General features: G+C 63.6%; 17 protein-coding genes. 9 read left to right on the top strand and 8 right to left on the bottom strand.

Annotated elements, in window-relative coordinates:
• The first annotated feature begins 206 nt into the window (after positions 1–206).
• From GQ651_RS18560 to GQ651_RS18525, 8 genes are all read left to right on the top strand, one after another.
• On the top strand, positions 207–1,025 hold the full coding sequence (locus GQ651_RS18560; RefSeq protein ID WP_160765782.1) for a fructosamine kinase family protein: 819 nt from the start codon (positions 207–209) through the stop codon (positions 1,023–1,025).
• A 177-nt stretch (positions 1,026–1,202) separates the two neighbouring features.
• A complete protein-coding gene (locus GQ651_RS18555; protein WP_160765781.1) occupies positions 1,203–1,982 on the top strand; it encodes a DeoR/GlpR family DNA-binding transcription regulator in 780 nt (259 codons plus the stop codon).
• A complete protein-coding gene (locus GQ651_RS18550; protein ID WP_160765780.1) occupies positions 1,979–3,043 on the top strand; it encodes an ABC transporter ATP-binding protein in 1,065 nt (354 codons plus the stop codon). The genes GQ651_RS18555 and GQ651_RS18550 overlap by 4 nt, the downstream gene beginning before the upstream one ends.
• Before the next feature lie 49 nt (positions 3,044–3,092).
• On the top strand, positions 3,093–4,379 hold the full coding sequence (locus GQ651_RS18545) for an ABC transporter substrate-binding protein (protein WP_160765779.1): 1,287 nt from the start codon (positions 3,093–3,095) through the stop codon (positions 4,377–4,379).
• Between the two features lie 102 nt (positions 4,380–4,481).
• Positions 4,482–5,333 carry a carbohydrate ABC transporter permease gene (locus tag GQ651_RS18540; RefSeq protein ID WP_227258374.1) on the top strand — a complete coding sequence of 284 codons (852 nt, stop codon included), beginning with the start codon at positions 4,482–4,484 and terminating at the stop codon, positions 5,331–5,333.
• Complete coding sequence (locus tag GQ651_RS18535) at positions 5,330–6,142, top strand: carbohydrate ABC transporter permease (protein ID WP_160765777.1); 813 nt, start codon at positions 5,330–5,332, stop codon at positions 6,140–6,142. The genes GQ651_RS18540 and GQ651_RS18535 overlap by 4 nt, the downstream gene beginning before the upstream one ends.
• A 43-nt stretch (positions 6,143–6,185) precedes the next feature.
• Entirely contained in the window at positions 6,186–6,965 is a 780-nt protein-coding gene (locus GQ651_RS18530; protein WP_160765776.1) for a metallophosphoesterase family protein, read from the top strand.
• 81 nt (positions 6,966–7,046) lie between these two features.
• A complete protein-coding gene (locus tag GQ651_RS18525; protein WP_160765775.1) occupies positions 7,047–8,063 on the top strand; it encodes a UDP-glucose--hexose-1-phosphate uridylyltransferase in 1,017 nt (338 codons plus the stop codon).
• An 18-nt stretch (positions 8,064–8,081) separates the two neighbouring features.
• On the opposite strand, the gene GQ651_RS18520 is transcribed toward GQ651_RS18525, so the two are convergent.
• The 8 genes from GQ651_RS18520 to GQ651_RS18485 form a co-directional block, all read right to left on the bottom strand.
• Positions 8,082–9,161: a bifunctional transcriptional activator/DNA repair enzyme AdaA gene (locus GQ651_RS18520; RefSeq protein ID WP_160765774.1), complete on the bottom strand. Its 1,080-nt coding sequence runs from the start codon at positions 9,159–9,161 to the stop codon at positions 8,082–8,084.
• A 96-nt stretch (positions 9,162–9,257) separates the two neighbouring features.
• A complete protein-coding gene (locus GQ651_RS18515) occupies positions 9,258–10,892 on the bottom strand; it encodes an acyl-CoA synthetase (RefSeq protein ID WP_160765773.1) in 1,635 nt (544 codons plus the stop codon).
• A 4-nt stretch (positions 10,893–10,896) separates the two neighbouring features.
• Positions 10,897–11,691, bottom strand: coding sequence for an enoyl-CoA hydratase (locus tag GQ651_RS18510; protein ID WP_160765772.1), 795 nt, complete (start codon positions 11,689–11,691; stop codon positions 10,897–10,899).
• Between the two features lie 14 nt (positions 11,692–11,705).
• Positions 11,706–12,155 carry an OsmC family protein gene (locus GQ651_RS18505; protein WP_160765771.1) on the bottom strand — a complete coding sequence of 150 codons (450 nt, stop codon included), beginning with the start codon at positions 12,153–12,155 and terminating at the stop codon, positions 11,706–11,708.
• Positions 12,156–12,181: 26 nt separating this feature from the next.
• Positions 12,182–13,324 carry a glycine cleavage T C-terminal barrel domain-containing protein gene (locus GQ651_RS18500; RefSeq protein ID WP_160765770.1) on the bottom strand — a complete coding sequence of 381 codons (1,143 nt, stop codon included), beginning with the start codon at positions 13,322–13,324 and terminating at the stop codon, positions 12,182–12,184.
• A 161-nt stretch (positions 13,325–13,485) separates the two neighbouring features.
• A complete protein-coding gene (locus GQ651_RS18495) occupies positions 13,486–13,977 on the bottom strand; it encodes an Lrp/AsnC family transcriptional regulator (protein WP_160765769.1) in 492 nt (163 codons plus the stop codon).
• 37 nt (positions 13,978–14,014) lie between these two features.
• Positions 14,015–15,520, bottom strand: coding sequence for a fumarate hydratase (locus GQ651_RS18490; RefSeq protein ID WP_160765768.1), 1,506 nt, complete (start codon positions 15,518–15,520; stop codon positions 14,015–14,017).
• 107 nt (positions 15,521–15,627) lie between these two features.
• The gene (locus tag GQ651_RS18485) at positions 15,628–16,539 is read right to left on the bottom strand and encodes a LysR family transcriptional regulator (protein WP_160765767.1); all 912 of its coding nucleotides are present in this window, start codon (positions 16,537–16,539) and stop codon (positions 15,628–15,630) included.
• 126 nt (positions 16,540–16,665) lie between these two features.
• On the opposite strand from GQ651_RS18485, the gene GQ651_RS18480 reads away from it, so the two are divergent.
• Positions 16,666–18,018: an ABC transporter substrate-binding protein gene (locus GQ651_RS18480; protein WP_160765766.1), complete on the top strand. Its 1,353-nt coding sequence runs from the start codon at positions 16,666–16,668 to the stop codon at positions 18,016–18,018.
• Positions 18,019–18,118 lie beyond the last annotated feature (100 nt).

Here is an 18,118-nt window from a genome sequence, read left to right as displayed (position 1 = left end):
GACCGTTCCCCTTGGGGTCGAACATTTTGGAGAGACCGGCACGATCGGCGATCTCTACCATCGCCATGGCATTGACGCGGCGTCGATCGTGGAAAGGGTCGAGGGTCTGACCAAGGGGAGGTCCATCGACCGGGTCCAATTCGACGGGGTGTCGCATGACTGAGGCGTGGGCAATCGCACAGCACAGCGCCTAGGAGTGCATCCGAATGAGCGCGAAAGAGGTAATTGTCGGGAAAGCGTTGGAGCTTCTCGGCGACTCCGCGCGCGGATATGAGACACTCCACGGCGGTGACCTCTCCGACCTGCTGAGGGTTCAGCTTGGCTCGGGCGAATCCGTTGTGGTGAAATCGGGCCCCTATCCGGATAGAGAAGGGCGCATGCTCAGCCGTCTGGCGGATGCCGGTGCAAATGTGCCGCGGCCGCTTGCAAGCAGTGCGGATGTCCTTGTTCTCGAAGACCTCGGGCCGGACAGCGGCGCGACCGACCAATCATGGCGTGCGCTCGGGCTGGTCCTGAGCGACGTCCACTCCGCCCGGGCGGAGGGCTATGGCTGGGACGAGGACTACGCCTTCGGGTCGGTGAAAATCCGCAACGGATGGAGCGAAAGCTGGACGGACTTCTGGGTCGAGCGGCGTCTTGCTGACGATCTCGGCACGCTTCCTGCCGCTGTGGCGCGACGACTGGAACAGGGCGAGCGCCGCATTCGCGACGTTGTCCCGGACCGCCCGCCTCCTGCGCTTCTGCACGGCGACCTCTGGTCCGGCAACGTGCATTTTACGAAGACGGGCCGGGCCTGTCTGATCGATCCGGCCAGCTATGTCGGACATGCCGAGGTCGATCTTGCAATGCTGTCTTTGTTCGGCGCGCCGCCCAGAGCGTTCTGGGACGCCTATGGCCCGCTGGATGACGGGTGGCAGCACCGCCGTCATCTATATCAGCTTTGGCCGGCTCTCGTACATCTCCGTCTGTTCGGCGAGGGATACCGGCCATTGGTCGAAAGGCTCATGTCAGCGTTGGACGTCTAGGGGTTCCTCTGCCTATGAGCCGAGCAGTTCCGGCCCGGAAGAACTCTTCGCTTATGTCCCTGGTATCGCAGATTGCCAATTGCGCTTGACTGATCAAAAACGCTCACATACGATCATTAATGATCATTTTGGGAAGGGGAGGTCCGAAAATGCGCACCAAAAGAACAAAATCGCGCAATGATGGATGATTTCCGGCTTGGCGCCGCGCGCCGACGCAGAATCGTCGACCTCGTCGAAGGGCGTGGCTCTGTCGCTGTAGGCGAGCTTTCGAAAGAGCTCGGCGTCTCGGCGGCGACCATCCGGCGTGACCTGAAAGAGCTTGGCGAGACAGGCGTGGTCACCCGTACCCATGGCGGTGTGTTGAACAACGCAAGCGCTCTGGTCGATCTGCCGAACAGCGAGCGCATGTTGCTTCACGCCGAGGAAAAGCGCCGCATCGGGCGGGCCGCGATCGAGACCCTTGCGGGAGATGAAACTGTCTTCCTCGACGCGGGCACAACGGCACTGACCATCGCGGAGAATGCACATCAGAAGGCTGGATGCCGCTATGTGACCACCTGCCTTCGGGTTGCCTCACGCTTGCGCGATCAGGGTATCCCTAGATTCTACCTTATCGGTGGCGCCTATATCGGCGTGAACGACTCCTTCGGCGGGCGATTGGCCATTTCGGCCATCCGGACGCTGTCCTTCGACATCTCTTTTCTCTGCTGCTCTTCGATCGATCTTGCCAGCCGCTCGATCTCGATCGGGGATGAGGGCTACAGCCAGATTCATGCCGAGGTCGTGGCCGCATCGCGCCGGAACATCGTGGTCGCGCATCACGAAAAGCTGGGGGCGGGCGGCTTTATCAAGACGGCCTCTTTCGACGACATCGACTGCCTCATTACCGACGACGGTCTCGACCGCGAAAGCCAGCATCGTCTGGAAAACGCCGGCATGTCGCTGGTGCTGGCATGAGCGGGCCGGGCGTGTCTCTCGAGGTCGTGGACCTCGCCAAGAGCTGGGGCGCGGTCGACGTGCTTCAGGATGTCAATTTCGGAATCGAGCCGGGCGGCTTCCTGACGCTTCTCGGCCCGTCGGGTTGCGGTAAGAGCACAATCCTGCGGCTGGTCTCGGGCCTCGATGAGGTGAGCGGCGGCCAAATCCTGATCGGCGGTAAGGATGTGGCGCGCATTCCGGCGGCCGAGCGCAATATCGGAATGGTGTTCCAGAACTACGCGCTCTTCCCGCATATGACGATTGCCGAGAACATCACTTACGGGCTGAACGTCCGTAAGGTGCCGAAGGCCGAGAAGGAAAAGGCGCTCGCGCGTGTGGCCGAACTGATGGCGCTCGGCAAACTGCTCGACCGGAAGCCGTCGCAGCTTTCCGGCGGACAACAGCAGCGCGTCGCGCTGGCGCGGGTTCTCGTCTCGGATCGCCCGCTTGTCTTGATGGACGAGCCCTTGTCGAACCTCGACGCGAAACTGCGCGTGGAGATCCGCAGTGAAATCCGGTCCCTGAACAAGAAGCTTGGCATTACCGTAGTTTACGTGACCCACGACCAGAGCGAGGCTCTGTCCATGTCCGACCGCGTTGTCCTGATGAACGCGGGCAATGTCAGCCAGGTCGGCACGCCGCAAGAACTGTACGATCGTCCCGCGAACACCTTTGCCGCCGCGTTCATCGGTACCCCGCCCATGAATCTCCTGTCGCCCGAAGACGTTCGCGCACCGGCGACCTTCGCGCCGGAAGGCGGCATGGAGGCGCGCGACGTGATCTTCGGCGTCCGTCCCGAAAGCCTGAGCCTTGGCAGGGCAGGGGCCGAATTCAGTGCAACGGCCAGGGTCGAAAGCCTCGAATACGAGGGAAAGGTCTTTCTCGTGCATCTGATCGCGCCATCGGGCACGCGATTCATCGCCGCCCATTCCGGCGACGGCGCGCCCGAAGAAGGGTCGGAGGTCACCGTCGGCTGGTCGGCGTCCCAGACCCATCTTTTTTCGAAAACGGACGGAAACCGCAGGGACTTCACCCTGTAGCACCGGCCCAAAACACCGCCCCGAGCGGCGACAACAAGGAGGAGACACCATGAAAACCCAATTGAAGACGGCCCTGCCGCTGGTCATGGGGGCGGCGATGAGCATGACCGCACCGATGGCACAGGCGGCCGATCTCGAATTCTACTTCCCCGTCGGCGTGAACGCGCCCGCCGTGGCGACCATCGAACAGCTTACCAACGCATGGGCGGCGCAGAACCCGCAGCATACGGTGAAAGCCGTTTATGCGGGTAACTATGAGGAAACGACCACCAAGGCGCTGACCGCCGCGCAGGCGGGCGACCCGCCGGCCGTCGCCGTGCTGCTGGCGATCGACATCTTCACGCTGATCGAAGAAGACGTGATCATGCCGATCTCGGACATCGCGACCTCGCCCGAGGAGCAGGCGTGGATCGACAGCTTCTACGAAGGCTTCATGGTCGATACGCGGTTCGACGGTAAGGTTTACTCGATCCCGTTCCAGCGCTCGACGCCGGTCTTCTATTACAACAAGGATGCCTGGCGCGCCGCCGGTCTCGACCCCGAAGTCACGCCCGCGACCTGGGACGAAATGGTCGAGATGGGCAAGAAGCTGACCGTCAAGGACGACAACGGCAACGTAACCCAATGGGGGACGCGTATTCCGAACCTCGGCCTTGCGGGCGCATGGCTGTTCGGCGGCCTCGTGAAGTCGAAGGGCGACGTCCTGTCCACCGACACCGGCACTGAAGCACGCTTCGATACCGAAGCGGCCAAGGCCTCGCTCGAGTTCATGCAGCGTCTGGCGGATGAAGAAGTGATGGCGCCTGGCGGCATCACCTGGGGCGACACGCCGAAAGCCTTCCTCGAAGGTCAGGCGGCGTCGATCTGGACTTCGACCGGCAACCTCGCCTTCATCAACGAAAACGCCGAGTTCGACTGGGGCGTCGGCTTCCTGCCGGGCGGCGACGGACCGGGCGCGCCCGTGGGTGGCGGCAACTTCTACATCTTCAAGGACATCACCGACGAAGAGCAGGCCGCGGCGCTGGACTTCATCAAGTTCATGACGACGCCCGAGAACCAGGCGATCTGGTCCATGGCGACGGGTTATGTCGCGCCGAGCCAGGCAGCCTGGGACACGCCCCAGATGCAGGCCTATGCGGCCGAGCTTCCGCAGGCGCTGGTCGCTCTTGACCAGATGCCGCACGCCTATCGCGAATTCGCGACCTTCCAGCGGGCGCGGGTCACGCAGTTCCTCGTCGACGCCATCGAAGGCGTGATCACGGGCGAAACCGATGCATCGGCCGCGCTGGCAGAGGCTCAGGAAAAGGCCGACGACATCCTTGGCGAATACCGCTGAGGGAAGGCCAATCGGACTGCGCGCCATAACTCCCGTGGCGCGCAGCCACCAACCGCCGGAACATGGGTGAGCTGACACATGAACATGCGCTTGTCATACGGGATGGGGTTTATCCTGCTCTTTATTCCCTGCTCGCTTCTCGTGGCGTTCACCCACTACCCGGCTCTGAAGGCACTTCTGAATTCCTTCTGGAATAACGGCTCGTCCTTCCGGCCGTCGCGCTTTGTCGGTCTCGACAACTACGAGACGCTTCTCGAAGACGACAAGCTGATGCAGGTGCTGATCAACAGCTTTATCTACGCCATCGGCACAGTGCCGCTTGCAATAGCGCTGGCCATCGGCATGGCGCTTCTGGTCAATTCCAAGCTGCCCGCAACGGGGCTGATGCGCCTCTCCTTCTTCCTGCCGACGATGCTGCCCATGGTGGCCGTCGCCAACATATGGCTGTTCTTTTACGCGCCGGGCATCGGACTGGCTTCGCAGCTTCTGAACGCCGTGGGGCTGCCCTCGATCAACTTTCTCGGCAGTACCGACACCTCGCTCGTCTCGATGATGGTGGTGGCCGTCTGGAAAGAGGCCGGGCTCTTCATGATCTTCTACCTTGCGGCGCTGCAATCGATCCCGACCAACCTGAAGGACGCCGCCCGGCTTGAAGGGGCGGGCTCGGTCCGCATTTTCTTCACCGTGGTCATGCCGCTTCTCAGGCCCACGACGATCTTCGTGGCGGTCAATGCGCTGATCAACGCATTCCGTCTGGTCGATCACATCGTAGTCATGACCCGCGGCGGCCCGAGCAATTCCAGCTCGCTCCTGCTCTATTACATCTACGAAGTCACCTTCGGCTTCCGCGACTTCGCCTATGGTGCCACGTTGACCGTTCTCATGGTGGTGATCCTCGGCATTCTCGCGGCCTTCCAGTTCTGGGTGCTCGACAGAAAGGCGCATTACCAATGACCGGCGGGCTGAACAGGATTGCATTCACGACCCTCGCCTTCGTTTTGGCGGCGGTCTGGGGATTGCCCTTCCTCTATTCGATCTGGACCGCGTTCCATCCCGAGAAATACTCGGCCAATTTCGTCTGGAACGCCCCGCTGACCCTGTCCAACTTCGCCGAGGCATGGCAGGCGGCGCCCTTCGCGCTCTACTTCCTGAACACCGTGATCTTGATCACGACGGTTCTGGTCGCGAATCTGATCCTTTGCACGCTCGTGGCCTATGCCTTCGTGCGCTACCGCTTCCGGTGGGCAGGGTTTCTGTTCAGCCTCGTCATGGTGCAGCTTCTGATCTCGCCCGAAATCCTGATCGTGGAAAATTACCTGACCCTGTCGACCATCGGGCTGACCGACACGATCATCGGCATCGCGCTGCCCTACCTGACCTCTGCCTTCGGCATCTTCCTCCTGCGGCAGACGTTCCTGACCGTGCCCAAGTCGCTCGACGAAGCGGCCCAGATCGAAGGGGCAGGGGCCTGGCGCATCCTCTGGACCGTCTATGTCCCCCTCGCGCGGCCGGTTTATCTGGCCTACGGGCTCGTCTCGATCAGCTTCCACTGGAACAACTTCCTCTGGCCGCTGATCGTGACCAACTCGCCCGAGGTGCGCCCAGTGACCGTCGGCCTCAGCGTCTTCGCGACGGTGGAAAGCGGGATCGAATGGTCGCTGGTGAACGCCGCGACGCTGATGACGACCGCGCCGCTGATCATTGCTTTCCTGATCTTCCAGAGGCAATTCGTGGCCAACTTCATGCGCGCGGGGATCAAGTGACAGGACGGCCAAGCATATCCACGGGATGGCAAGGAGCGGCGCGATGAGGCTGGCCCATGTCTCGGATCTGCACCTTGTCGAGCACGAGGACGGCGCCGGGGCCTCGCCACTCGCGGTCGCGCGCGCGATAGCCGAAGACATTGCCGCGATCAGGGACGCGCTCGATTTGGTGGTGGTATCGGGCGATCTGACGGACCGTGCGGAACCCGCCGCCTTCGCCGCATTCGAGGACATCTTCGCCGCCATCGGTCTGCCGCTGATCACCATTCCCGGCAATCATGACGGCCCGGCGGGAATGCATGCCTATACGGCCACCTCGGACCGGTTCGCAGGCTGGCACATCACCAACCGCGTTGTGGAACATGGCGCGCTTCGGTTCCTGGGGCTGGATAGCTGCCTGCAGGACACGACCGAGGGCGCCCTTGATCAGGACGCGTTGGACATCCTCGAGGCAGAGGTCACGCGGCGCGACGCGCCTCCGCTTGTCATCGTGATGCACCATCCTCCGCTCCTACTCGGACTCAAACGGTTCGACGGCTTTTGCGAGCTCGAGGGTCATGACCGGCTGATGGGGATACTCCGGGCTGCGGATGCGCCGATCACCGTTCTGTCGGGCCATGTACACCGGCCTTATACGGTGCAGGAGGGCCGGATCACATGCCACGTCGCGGGCAGCATGGTGGCGCCTTACGACTCGCCGCTGCCTTTCGGGGATTCGCCGATCCGGCCCACCACGCCGCAGGATTTCTACTACATCCACGATATCGAGCCGGGTGGCGCTCATGTCGTGACGCCGCAGCGGGTGCGCGGGCTGGCGCCCTGATCGTGGTGCACGTCAGGACGTGGTGACCATCCGCATCGGCCAGGCGCCGCGCGCCATCGGGCGATCAGAGGAAAGCGCGTTATGATTTTCGAGGACCATCCGCATCGCCGCTACAACCCGCTGCGCGGGGAGTGGGTGCTGGTCTCGCCGCATCGAAGCAAGCGTCCGTGGCAGGGGCAATCCGAGGAGCCGGCACGCGAAGAGCGGCCGCCCCACGACCCCACGTGCTACCTTTGCGCCGGCAACGAGCGGGCCAATGGCGCGGTCAATCCGGACTACTCAGGGCCCTATGTCTTCGACAATGACTTCCCGGCGCTGCTTAAGGACACGCCTTCAGAAGAAGAGACAACCTCGCCGCTCTTCAGGGCCCATGCGGTGCGGGGCATCTCCCGGGTGATCTGCTTCTCCGAGCGCCACGACCTGTCGCTTCCGTCCCTTCCGGTCAGTGCCATTCGCCGGGTCGTCGATGTCTGGATCAGCGAATACGAAGATCTTGCCCGGAACCATGGCTGGGTCGCGATCTTCGAGAACAAGGGTGCGATGATGGGGTGCTCGAACCCGCACCCGCATGGTCAAATCTGGGCCTCGGACTTCGTCCCGAGCGAGGTGGCACGCGAAGACGAGGCGCAGCGAGCCTTCCTTGTAGAAACAGGGGAAAACCTGCTCATCTCCTATTGCGCCGAAGAGCAGGACCGCGCCGTCCGCATCGTCGTCGAGAATGACGACTGGGTCGCGCTGGTGCCGTTCTGGGCAGTCTGGCCATTCGAGACCCTTTTGATGCCGCGCCAGCATCGCCCGCGCCTGACAGACCTCTCGGGTGCGGAGCGGACGTCGCTTGCCGACATCCTGAAACGTCTCTGCCGACGCTACGACGCCCTCTTTCAGACCGAGTTTCCCTATTCGATGGGCTGGCACGGCGCGCCGCCGAGGATGGGCGACACAGCCCATTGGCAGCTTCACGCGCATTTCTACCCGCCGCTTCTCAGGTCGGCTTCGGTCAGGAAGTTCCTTGTGGGGTACGAGATGCTGGCCGAACCACAGCGCGATCTGACAGCCGAGCAGGCGGCGGAACGGCTGCGCACACTTCCCGAGACCTAGGTGCCGCCGCCCGGCCTGTCAGACGGTCCGGGCCGCTTCAACGCTTATGCCCCGGTATTGCCGCTCGATCTCCAGAAGGCGCTGTTTCCGCCAGAGGCCCCCGCCATAGCCCGTCAGGCTGCCATCGGCGCCGATAACCCGGTGGCAGGGGATCATCAGTGCGATCTGGTTCGCCCCGTTGGCTCGGGCGACGGCACGGGTGGCCGTGGGCTGACCAATGGCGCGGGCGATGTCGGAATAGCTTCGGGTCTCGCCCGCTGGAATGCGGCAGAGCTCGTCCCAGACGGACTTAGAGAAGGCGCTGCCGGGCGGCGCGAGAGGGGTCTCGAAAGCGCTGCTTTCGCCTGAAAAGAACGCGCTCAACTCCGCCTCCGCCTGCTCGGTCGGTCCCGTTCTACCGATCCCGAGGGTCAGCTTGCCCGAGCCGGTCAGTCGTGCCAGTTCGCTGGGCAGCGCCTTGCGATCAACGAATTCCAGCAGGTGAAGGTGCGACCGGCTGCTGACCGCGATCATGTCCCCGATGGGCGTGCCAATCCAGCTTGCCTGAAGGTCGCCGCCACTTCTCAGGTCGCGGGGCGACCGGCCGAGGAGACGGGCGAAGGCCTCGCGGAAGGCACTGGGCGAGTCGAAGCCCGCGCCCACTTGCGCGTCGATCACGCGCCCGCCCTGTTCCAGCACCTCGAACCCGTCCCGAAGCCGCCTTTGCCGCGCCATTTCAAGAAAGGTCATCCCGAATTGCCGCTTGAAGCTGCGCCGTACGGTAGACAGGTCATAGCCCATGCGATCCAGATCGCGCTCGCTCCAGCGGTATTCGGGCCGCTCGTCCAGAAGCGCCAGCAGGCTGGCGATGGTCGGGTCGGCCGAGGCCGCCGCCTGCAAGGGCGTGCAGCGCTTGCAGGGCCGGAACCCCGCCTCGATACATTCGCCGATGGTCGCCACGAAACGGCAGTTCTCGGAGTTCGGTTTCCGCGCGGGGCAGGTCAGGCGGCAGAAGATGCCAGTGGTACTGACGCAAACGAAGGCATGGCCCTCGTAGCGGTCGTCCCGGTCCAGAAGGGCCTGATACAGTGTGTCGTGGTCGGGCAGGTCGAACAGCATGGAGATGATCCCGTTTTGGCGTGCCCCACGGATTTAACCCGGCGGCGATGGCCGCTCTGCCGGAAATCGGGCGCCTATTTCGGTTTTTCTCTCCGATCAGTCCGACAGCGTCTTCGCCTGCTCTCTCAGCACGAATTTCTGGATCTTGCCGGTCGAGGTGCGAGGGATCTCGGTGAAGACGAAGCGCCCCGGCACCTTGTAGGGCGCAAGCTGCGACCGGCACCAAGCCCTGAGCGTCTCGCCATCCGCAGACTGACCGGGATGCAACTCGACATAGGCGCAGGGCGTCTCGCCCCATTTCTCATGCGGCATGGCCACGACGGCGGCGGTGGCGACGGCGGGATGGCGATAGAGCGCCTCTTCCACCTCGATGGACGAAATGTTCTCGCCGCCCGAGATGATGATGTCCTTCGAGCGGTCCTTGAGCTGGATATATCCGTCAGGATGCACCACCCCCAGATCGCCCGAGTGGAACCAACCGCCTGCAAAGGCCTTTTCGGTCGCCTCAGGGTTTCGGAAGTAGCCCTTCATCACGACATTGCCGCGAAACATGACCTCGCCCATGGTGGCGCCGTCGCGCGGGACCGGCTCCATCGTGTCGGGGTCGAGCACGTCGAGCGCTTCGAGCGGCAGGTAGCGCACGCCCTGCCGGGACTTGAGCGCGGCCTGTTCGGCGGCGGGCAGATCGGACCATGCCGCCTGCCAATCGTTCACCACCGCGGGTCCGTAGGTTTCGGTCAGACCGTAGAGATGCGTCACGTCGAAGCCGGCGGTCTTCATGTCGGCCAGCACCTTTTCCGGCGGCGGCGCGGCTGCTGTGAAGAACTGGACTGTATGGTCGAGATCGCGCTTCACGTCATCCGGCGCACCGATAAGGAGCGACATGACGATGGGCGCCCCGCAGAGGTGGGTAACGCCCTCATCCGCCAGAGCCTCCCAGATCGGCGCGGCGCGGACCTGGCGCAGGCAGACATGGGTGCCGACGATGGCCGACAGCGTCCAGGGAAAGCACCAGCCGTTGCAATGAAACATCGGCAGCGTCCAGAGATAGACGGCGTGCTTCGGCATCGAGCAGGTGAGCGCGTTCCCTTGCGCCAGCAGATACGCCCCCCGGTGGTGATAGACAACGCCCTTGGGGTCGCCCGTCGTGCCGGAGGTGTAGTTGATCGTGATCGCGTCCCACTCGTCTTCGGGCATCACCCAGGCAAAGTCCGGATCGCCCGAGGTCAGGAACGCCTCGTAATCGCCCGCGTCCGTCTTGGTGCGGGGGCCGTCATACACCGCATCGTCATACTGCAGGACCTTGGGCGTGACCTTGGCGAGCGCAAGCGCCTCCTGCATCAGCGGCATGAACTCGGCGTCCACGATCACCAGCCGCGACATGGCGTGGTCGAGTTGGAACGCGATGATCGCCGCATCCAGCCGCGTGTTGATAGAATGCAGGACCGCGCCGCACATCGGCACGCCGTAGTGACACTCAAGCATAGCGGGCGTGTTGGCCAGCATCGCCGAGACGGTTTCGCCCCGCCCGATACCCGCATCCGTCAGCGCCGAGGCCAGTTGCCGCGAGCGGCGGTAGAAATCCGCGTAGCTTTGCCTGAGTGGGCCGTGAACGATCGCCACGTGGTCGGGGAAAACCGATGCCGCGCGCTCGAGGAAGGTTAGAGGCGTCAGCGGCTGATGGTTGGCGGGGGTCCGGTCCAGTCCGGTGTTGTACGGGTTGTTGGCCATGGGATCACGCGTCCTGCCAGGTGGGTCTGCGTTTCTCGATAAAGGCGCCGATACCCTCTTCGGCATCGCGGGCCAGCATGTTTTCGACCATGACCTTTGCGGCGTAGTCGTAGGCGTCCGACAGCGACATCTCGCTCTGGGCGTAGAAAGCAGCTTTGCCGGTGGCGAGCGTCATGGCGGATTTCGAGGCGATCTTGCGCGCGATCTCCGATGTGGCCTCAGCCAGTTCGCCCTCGGGAACGCTGTGATTGATCAGTCCGATCTCGGCGGCGCGGGGCGCGGGGATCATGTCGCCGGTCAGCAGCATCTCCATCGCGTGCTTGTTCGCCACGTTCCGCGACAGGGCGACCATGGGCGTCGAGCAGAACAGGCCAATATGGACGCCCGGCGTGCTGAATCGCGCTGTCTCAGCGGCAAGCGCCAGATCGCAACTCGCGACAAGCTGGCAGCCCGCCGCGGTCGCCACCCCTGTCACCTGTGCAATAACCGGCTTCGGGCAGGCAACGATGGCCTGCATCACATCCGAGCATTTCCGCATGATGCGCTCGAAGACAGCCCGTCCCCGGTCGGCACTCTCGCGGGCGGCGGTCAGTTCCTTCAGGTCGTGTCCGGCAGAGAAGGCGGGACCGTTCGCGTCAAGGATAACCACCCGCACCGCCTTGTCGGTCCCCGCACCGGCGATGGCATCCGCGAGAGCGTCGAGCATTGCTTCGGAGAGCGCATTGCGGCGGGCTGCATCGTTCAGGGTAAGGCGCAGGATGCCGTCGTCATCGAGATCGCGAAGGAGAATGTCGGACATTTGCGCAGGCTCCGTCAGAGAATGTTGATCTCCACGCTATCGGAGAGAGTGTTGGCGATAAAGCAGTAGCGATGCGCACGGTCCTGCATCTTGTCCATCTCGGCCGGATCCGGGGTGAAGCCGGTATCGAACCTGACCACCGGGTGCAGGTCGATCCGGGTCACGGACATCTGGCCGCGCGGGTTCTTGCCCAGATGCGCGACGGCGCGGTCGTGATAGGCCGCCACGGGCCAGCCCGCCTTCGCGGCGAGTGCGAGGAAGGTCATCATGTGGCAGCTGGACAGAGCCGCCGCCAGTGCCTGCTCGGGGTTGGTATTGGCCGGATCGCCGCCCCAGTCCGGGGCGGCGTCGGCGGTCAGCGAGAAGTGCCGGTTGAACTCGATCTCATGGGCCGTCGAATAGGCACCTGCCGTCAGGGACGGAGACGTCCGTTGCCAGTGAAGCTCGATGGCGAGGTCGGACATGGTCGGTCTCCGGTACTTGGCGTCGCTCAGGCGGCGACGGTCAGGGTCTTCTTCGGGTCGTAGAACGGGCGCTCACAAACGGTCGCGCGCACCGGACCGGACGGCGTCACGACCTCAAGCTCCATGCCGATTGTCGCACAATCGACCGATACCATGGCCAACGCGATGTTCTGTTCCAGGCGGGGTGACCAGACGGCGGAGGTCACTTTGCCCACCGTTTCGCCGCCGTTGTTGATCGCCCAGAAGGTGGTGTTCGGCCCCTTCAGCGGATCGCAATCGATGATCAGCCCGATCTGAAGGCGCGTCACGCCCTCGTCGCGGATGCGCTTCAGCGCCGCCTTGCCGATGAACTCGGCGTCCATGTCGAGATTTACCAGCCGGTCGAGGCCCAGCTCGAACGGGTTCGTGTTGATGTCCGCATCGGCATGGTAGGACAGCATCCCGCCTTCGATCCGGCGGATTGACGAGGTGTGGCCGGGCTTGAGGCCGAAGGCCATGCCGGTCGCCATGATCCGCTCCCAGAGCGCGTCGCCATAGCTGCTGTCACGAAGGTAAAGCTCGTAGCCCAGCTCGCTCGACCAGCCGGTGCGCGACACGATCAGGGGGATGCCGTCCAACTCGACTTCGCGGAGCCAGTAGTATTTCAGGTCCATGATGTCGTCGCCGAAGAGCGCGCGCATGATCTCGCCCGATTTCGGACCCTGAAGCTGGAGGGGCGATACGTCGGGTTCGCTGATCGTGACGTCCATGCCGGAATGCACCGCCACGCCCTGCGCCCAGAGCAGGATGTCGCTGTCGGCGAGCGAGATCCAGAAGTGGTTCTCGGCCAGGCGAAGGAGGATCGGGTCGTTCAGGATGCCGCCCTCGGCATTGGTGATGAGCACGTATTTGCACTGCCCCACGGCCATTTTCGAGAGGTCTCGTGGTGTCAGCATCTGCACGAAGCGCGCCGCATCCGGGCCAGTGATCTCGACCTGACGCTCGACGCCGACGTCGCAGAGGATCGCGTCGTTCACGAGGTTCCAGAAGTTCTGTTCCGGGTCGCCGAAGTCGCGCGGGATATACATGTGGTTGTAGACCGAGAAGCCCTTCGCGCCCCAACGGACGGTGGCATCGAAATAGGGTGATTTACGGATCTGCGTGCCAAAGCCGAAGTCATCGTTCTGCATCGTATTCGCCTTTGTGATCCGCCGGGCCGCGTGCCGGTCGGAGGTTGAAACTTTTCGGTCTCTACAGCCGAAAGACGGGATCGCGTGGACCGAAAAATCAGGGAATTCGGTCTGAACGGACTAATTTTTGGGCAGGGCTTGGACCAAACGGTCTTGTGGCCTCACCCGCGCCCCGCAGCGGCGAGTTTCGCGACGCTCGCGCGGCCGGATTTGATCGTGCGCGTGGCGATGTAGGTCATGTAGCGGTCGATCCCAAGCTCGGCGTCCAGCATAGACTGCATGACCTCCTGGAACGTGGCGAGGGAGGGGGTGACCACACGCATGACATAGTCCATGCCGCCGCCGGTCGCGATGCAGTCGATGACCTCGTCCGTGCCACGCACGAAGGCTTCGAACCGGTCGAAATCGGCCTTGCGGTGGTGCGTCAGGGAAACGGTGACCACCACTTGAGTGAAATCGCAAATGCGCTCCAGCGCGATATCGGCGTGATAACCCCGGATGTAACCCGCCGCCTTCAGCCGGTCGAGCCGCGCCCAGCAGGGGGTGGGCGAGATATTGGCGATTTCGGCCAGCCGCGTCTTGCTCAGCTGGCCGTGCTGTTGAACGGCGCTCAGGATTCGGATGTCCGTGGCATCCAGACCAAGGCGTTTCATCCCCTGAGGTCCTCCCTTATGCGCTTCCGTCGTTCTGTCAGACGGTCGCCAGCTTCTTCCGCCATTCGGCGGGACCTGTCTTGTGGATCGAATTGCCCTCGGTATCGACGGCGACCGTCACGGGCATATCCTCGACCCGAAGCTGATAGATCGCCTCCATGCCAAGATCCTGGAACGCGATGGGCCGCGCCTCCTTAATGGCTTTCGAGACCAGATAGGCGGCGCCGCCCACGGCGATCAGATATGCCGCCTTGTGCTTGGCAATGGCCTCCAGCCCAGCAGGACCGCGTTCGGCCTTGCCAATCATCAGCTTGAGGCCGGTCGCGCCGAGGATCTGGTCGGTGAACTTGTCCATGCGGGTGGATGTGGTGGGGCCGGCTGGGCCGATGGCCTCGTCGCCAACCGCGTCGACGGGGCCCACGTAGTAGATCGCGCGCCCTTTCAGGTCGACGGGCAGCGGCTCGCCTTTGTTCAGAAGATCGACCATGCGCTTATGGGCCGCGTCGCGACCGGTATAAAGCGTGCCGGACAAAAGCAGCGTCTGCCCCGGTTCGAGCGAGGCGATGACCTCGTCCGTCAGGTTGTCGAGGTCGATCCGGCGGGCATGGGCACTCGCCTGATCCAGCAGGATTTCCGGCCATAGGTTCAGGTCCGGTGGCGTGAAGCTGGCGGGGCCGGAGCCGTCCAGAGTGAAATGCGCGTGCCGGGTGGCGGCGCAGTTGGGTATCAGACCCACGGGGAGCGACGCCGCGTGTGTCGGGAAGGACCGGATCTTGACGTCGAGCACCGTGGTCACACCGCCCAGCCCCTGTGCGCCGATCCCGAGGGCATTGACCCGATCCGCAATCTCCAACCGCAATTCTTCGGTCCTGTTCGATGGACCGCGACGGCGCAACTCGGACATGTCGATTGGATCGTTCAGTGCGAGTTTGGCCAGCTTCATCGCCTTGTCCGCCGTACCGCCCACGCCAAGGCCCAGAATGCCTGGCGGGCACCAGCCGGCGCCGAGCGTTTCGACAGTCTGGACGACCCAGTCGGCAACAGACGAGGAAGGGTTCAGCACCGTGAACCGTGCCTTGTTCTCGGACCCGCCGCCCTTGGCCGAGACATGGACGCTGACCTTGTCGCCCGCCACGATATCGGTGGTCAGCATGGCGGGCGTGTTGTCGCCCGAGTTCTTCCGCTCACCGAAGGGATCGACCACGACCGACGCGCGGAGCGGGTTGGTGTCGAGCGCATAGGCCTGACGCACCGCCTCGTCCACGACCTCCTGCAGGCTGCGCGAGATATCCAGCCGCGCGCCCGCGCCGACCTCGATCGCGACATTCGCGGTCCCAGTGTCCTGACAAATCGGGCGGCGCCCGATGGCGCACATGCGGCTGTTGACGAGGATCTGCGCCATCGCCTGCTTTGCGCCGGGGTTCTCTTCCTTCGCCCATGCGTCCGACATTGCGCCCACGAAGGCGGGCGGATGGAAATACGAGATGTATTGAAAGGCTTCGGCGATCGAGGCGATCAGGTCTTCTTCGCGAATGACGGTCATGGTCCGGTCTCTTTGAATGGCGCGTTTTCGTGTCCCAAAGCACCATCGCGGTTTTCACCGGCCTCGACAATGCCGCGAACACCGAAAACTGCGGTCGACGGGCGGCATCAGGTCAGGCTCCAGTCACGGTTCCGCAGCCTGTCAAGAAAGGCCGAGACCAAAGAGTTCTCGCTCATCTCGGTCAGCGTGTAGATGCCGATATCGACCCGGTCGCGCGGGCGGTTCCGGACATTCAGCATCTCGACCCCGCGCCGCGCGAATTCGGGGCGCACGGCGACCGGGTAGACCAGATAGGCGTCGCTGTCCCGCAGAAGCTCGATCCCCGCTGTCACCGAGTTGGTCGACAGGGGCGCGCGGAGCGGATGACTCCAATCCGGTTCCGGAGCAGCCTCGGGCGTCTCCACGAGGCCAAGATGCCTGTTGACCACAGGGGCCACGTCAAGCCGGGGATAGCCGGCAAGATCGCTGCGCTCGACCTCCCGTCCGGACAGCGGGTGACCGGCGCGGGCGAAATAGGCGTCCTCGACGTCGAACAGCTTTTCAAAGTCGAAGGACAACCCGCCGCTGATCGCGGCCACTTTCGAGCCGAAGAAAACATGAGCATCCCCGGACAGAAGATATCTGAGACCGTCGAAGCTGCTGCAGATCTCGACGTGAAGATTGGTGTCGGGAAACTCGGCGCGGAACGCCATGACCGCCTCGCGGATCGCGACGGGCCACCACGCGAAACCGGTCGCGACCTTCAGAGTGGGCCGGTCGATCTCGCGGCGCGCGCGGATTTCGGCGGTCGCGTGGGCGTCGAGCCGGGCCATCACGCGGACATGCTCGTACAGGATCTGGCCGTACTCGGTCAGGATCACGCCCCGCGAACTGCGCTGAAACAAGGGAACACCGTGCTGCTGTTCCAGCTTGCGCATGTTCACGGACACCGTGGGCTGCGAGACATTCATGGCCTGCGCGGCAAGGGATACGTTGCCCATTTCGGCCACCGCAAGAAATTGACGGAGCAATCGGTCCATCAGGCACTCCCATAGGTTTCATCAATATTACGAGAGTAATATCGTATTTCAACTATGGAAAGCAGGCCGCTAGCGTCCGGCATCAGCGCAGACCACGGCGCCGGTGCCAAAGAGGAGGAATGCGGCATGAGGACTTCAACCACGATAAGTGCGGCGCTTCTTGCCGCATTCGGGACGCAGGCAATGGCGGAAAACCATCTGATGTTCCCGGTAGGCGAGGGGGCGTTCAACTGGGCGTCGCTCGAGGAATTCGCGGCTGCCCATGATTACAGCGGACAGACCGTGACGCTCGCCGGTCCCTGGCTGGGACCTGACCAGGAAGCGGGCAAGGCGGTGATGGCCTATTTCACCGAGGCTACGGGCGCGACGGTTCAAGTCACCGGTTCGGACAGTTTCGAGCAGCAGATCCTGATCGACGTCGAGGCCGGCGCTCCGCCCAACGTCGCCGTATTCCCGCAGCCGGGTCTGATGTGCGACATGGCGCGCCGCGGCCAACTGGCCGATCTCGGAGCCGAGACAGCCGGCTGGATGCAGGACAACTATGCCGCTGGCCCGTCTTGGACCGCGCTGGGAAGTTGCGATGGCGTCGACGGGTTCTACGGCTTCTCGTACAACGTGAACGTCAAGTCGCTGGTCTGGTACGTGCCCGAGAATTTCGAGGAATTCGGCTATGACATCCCCACGACCATGGAAGAGCTTCGCGCCCTGACCGAGCAGGCTGTCGCAGACGGTCAGACGCCATGGTGCATCGGGATCGGCTCGGGCGCCGCCACCGGCTGGCCCGCGACCGACTGGGTCGAGGATATGGTCCTCAGAACCCAACCGGCGGATGTCTATGACGGATGGGTCAGAAACGAGATCGCGTTCGACGACCCGCGCATCGTCGCGGCGATAGAGGAATTCGGCTGGTTCCTGAGCAGCGACGACTTCGTCAATGGCGGAAAAGGCGGCGTCGCCGCGACAGACTTCCGCGACAGCCCCGCGGGTCTCTTCTCGTCGCCTCCCCAGTGCCTGATGCACCGGCAGGCGTCCTTCATCCCGGCCTTCTTCCCCGAAGGCACCGAGTTGGGCGAAGACGTGGATTTCTTCTACTTCCCGTCCTACGCCTCGAAAGACCTGGGCAACCCGGTCCTTGGCGCAGGCACGCTCGTTTCGATCACGGATGACACACCGGCCACGCGCGGTCTGGTGGAGTTCCTCAAGACCCCGATCGCGCATGAGCTCTGGATGGCGATCGACACGCAGGGCTTCCTGACGCCGCACGCAGGCGTGAACCTCGACGCCTATCACAACGGGATGCTGCGCCGTCAGGGCGAGATCCTGCAGGACGCCACTACCTTCCGCTTCGACGCCTCGGACCTGATGCCGGGCGCGATCGGCGCGGGCAGCTTCTGGACCGGCATGGTCGATTTCACCTCCGGGAAACCGGCGGCCGAGGTCGCGACGGCGATCCAGGAAAGCTGGAGCGCGCTCAAGTAACCGGCCGGTCCGGGCGCCCCCCCCGCCCACCTGGTACCGGCGCGGCCGGCTGGCATCCTCCCTTGCCCGCCGGCCCTGCTGCCGCCCGGTCCCATCGGTC

It is taken from the genome of Kangsaoukella pontilimi (genome assembly GCF_009830125.1).
GTDB classification, from domain to species: Bacteria; Pseudomonadota; Alphaproteobacteria; order Rhodobacterales; family Rhodobacteraceae; genus Kangsaoukella; species Kangsaoukella pontilimi.
This window is presented reverse-complemented; position numbering and strand designations above follow the sequence as displayed.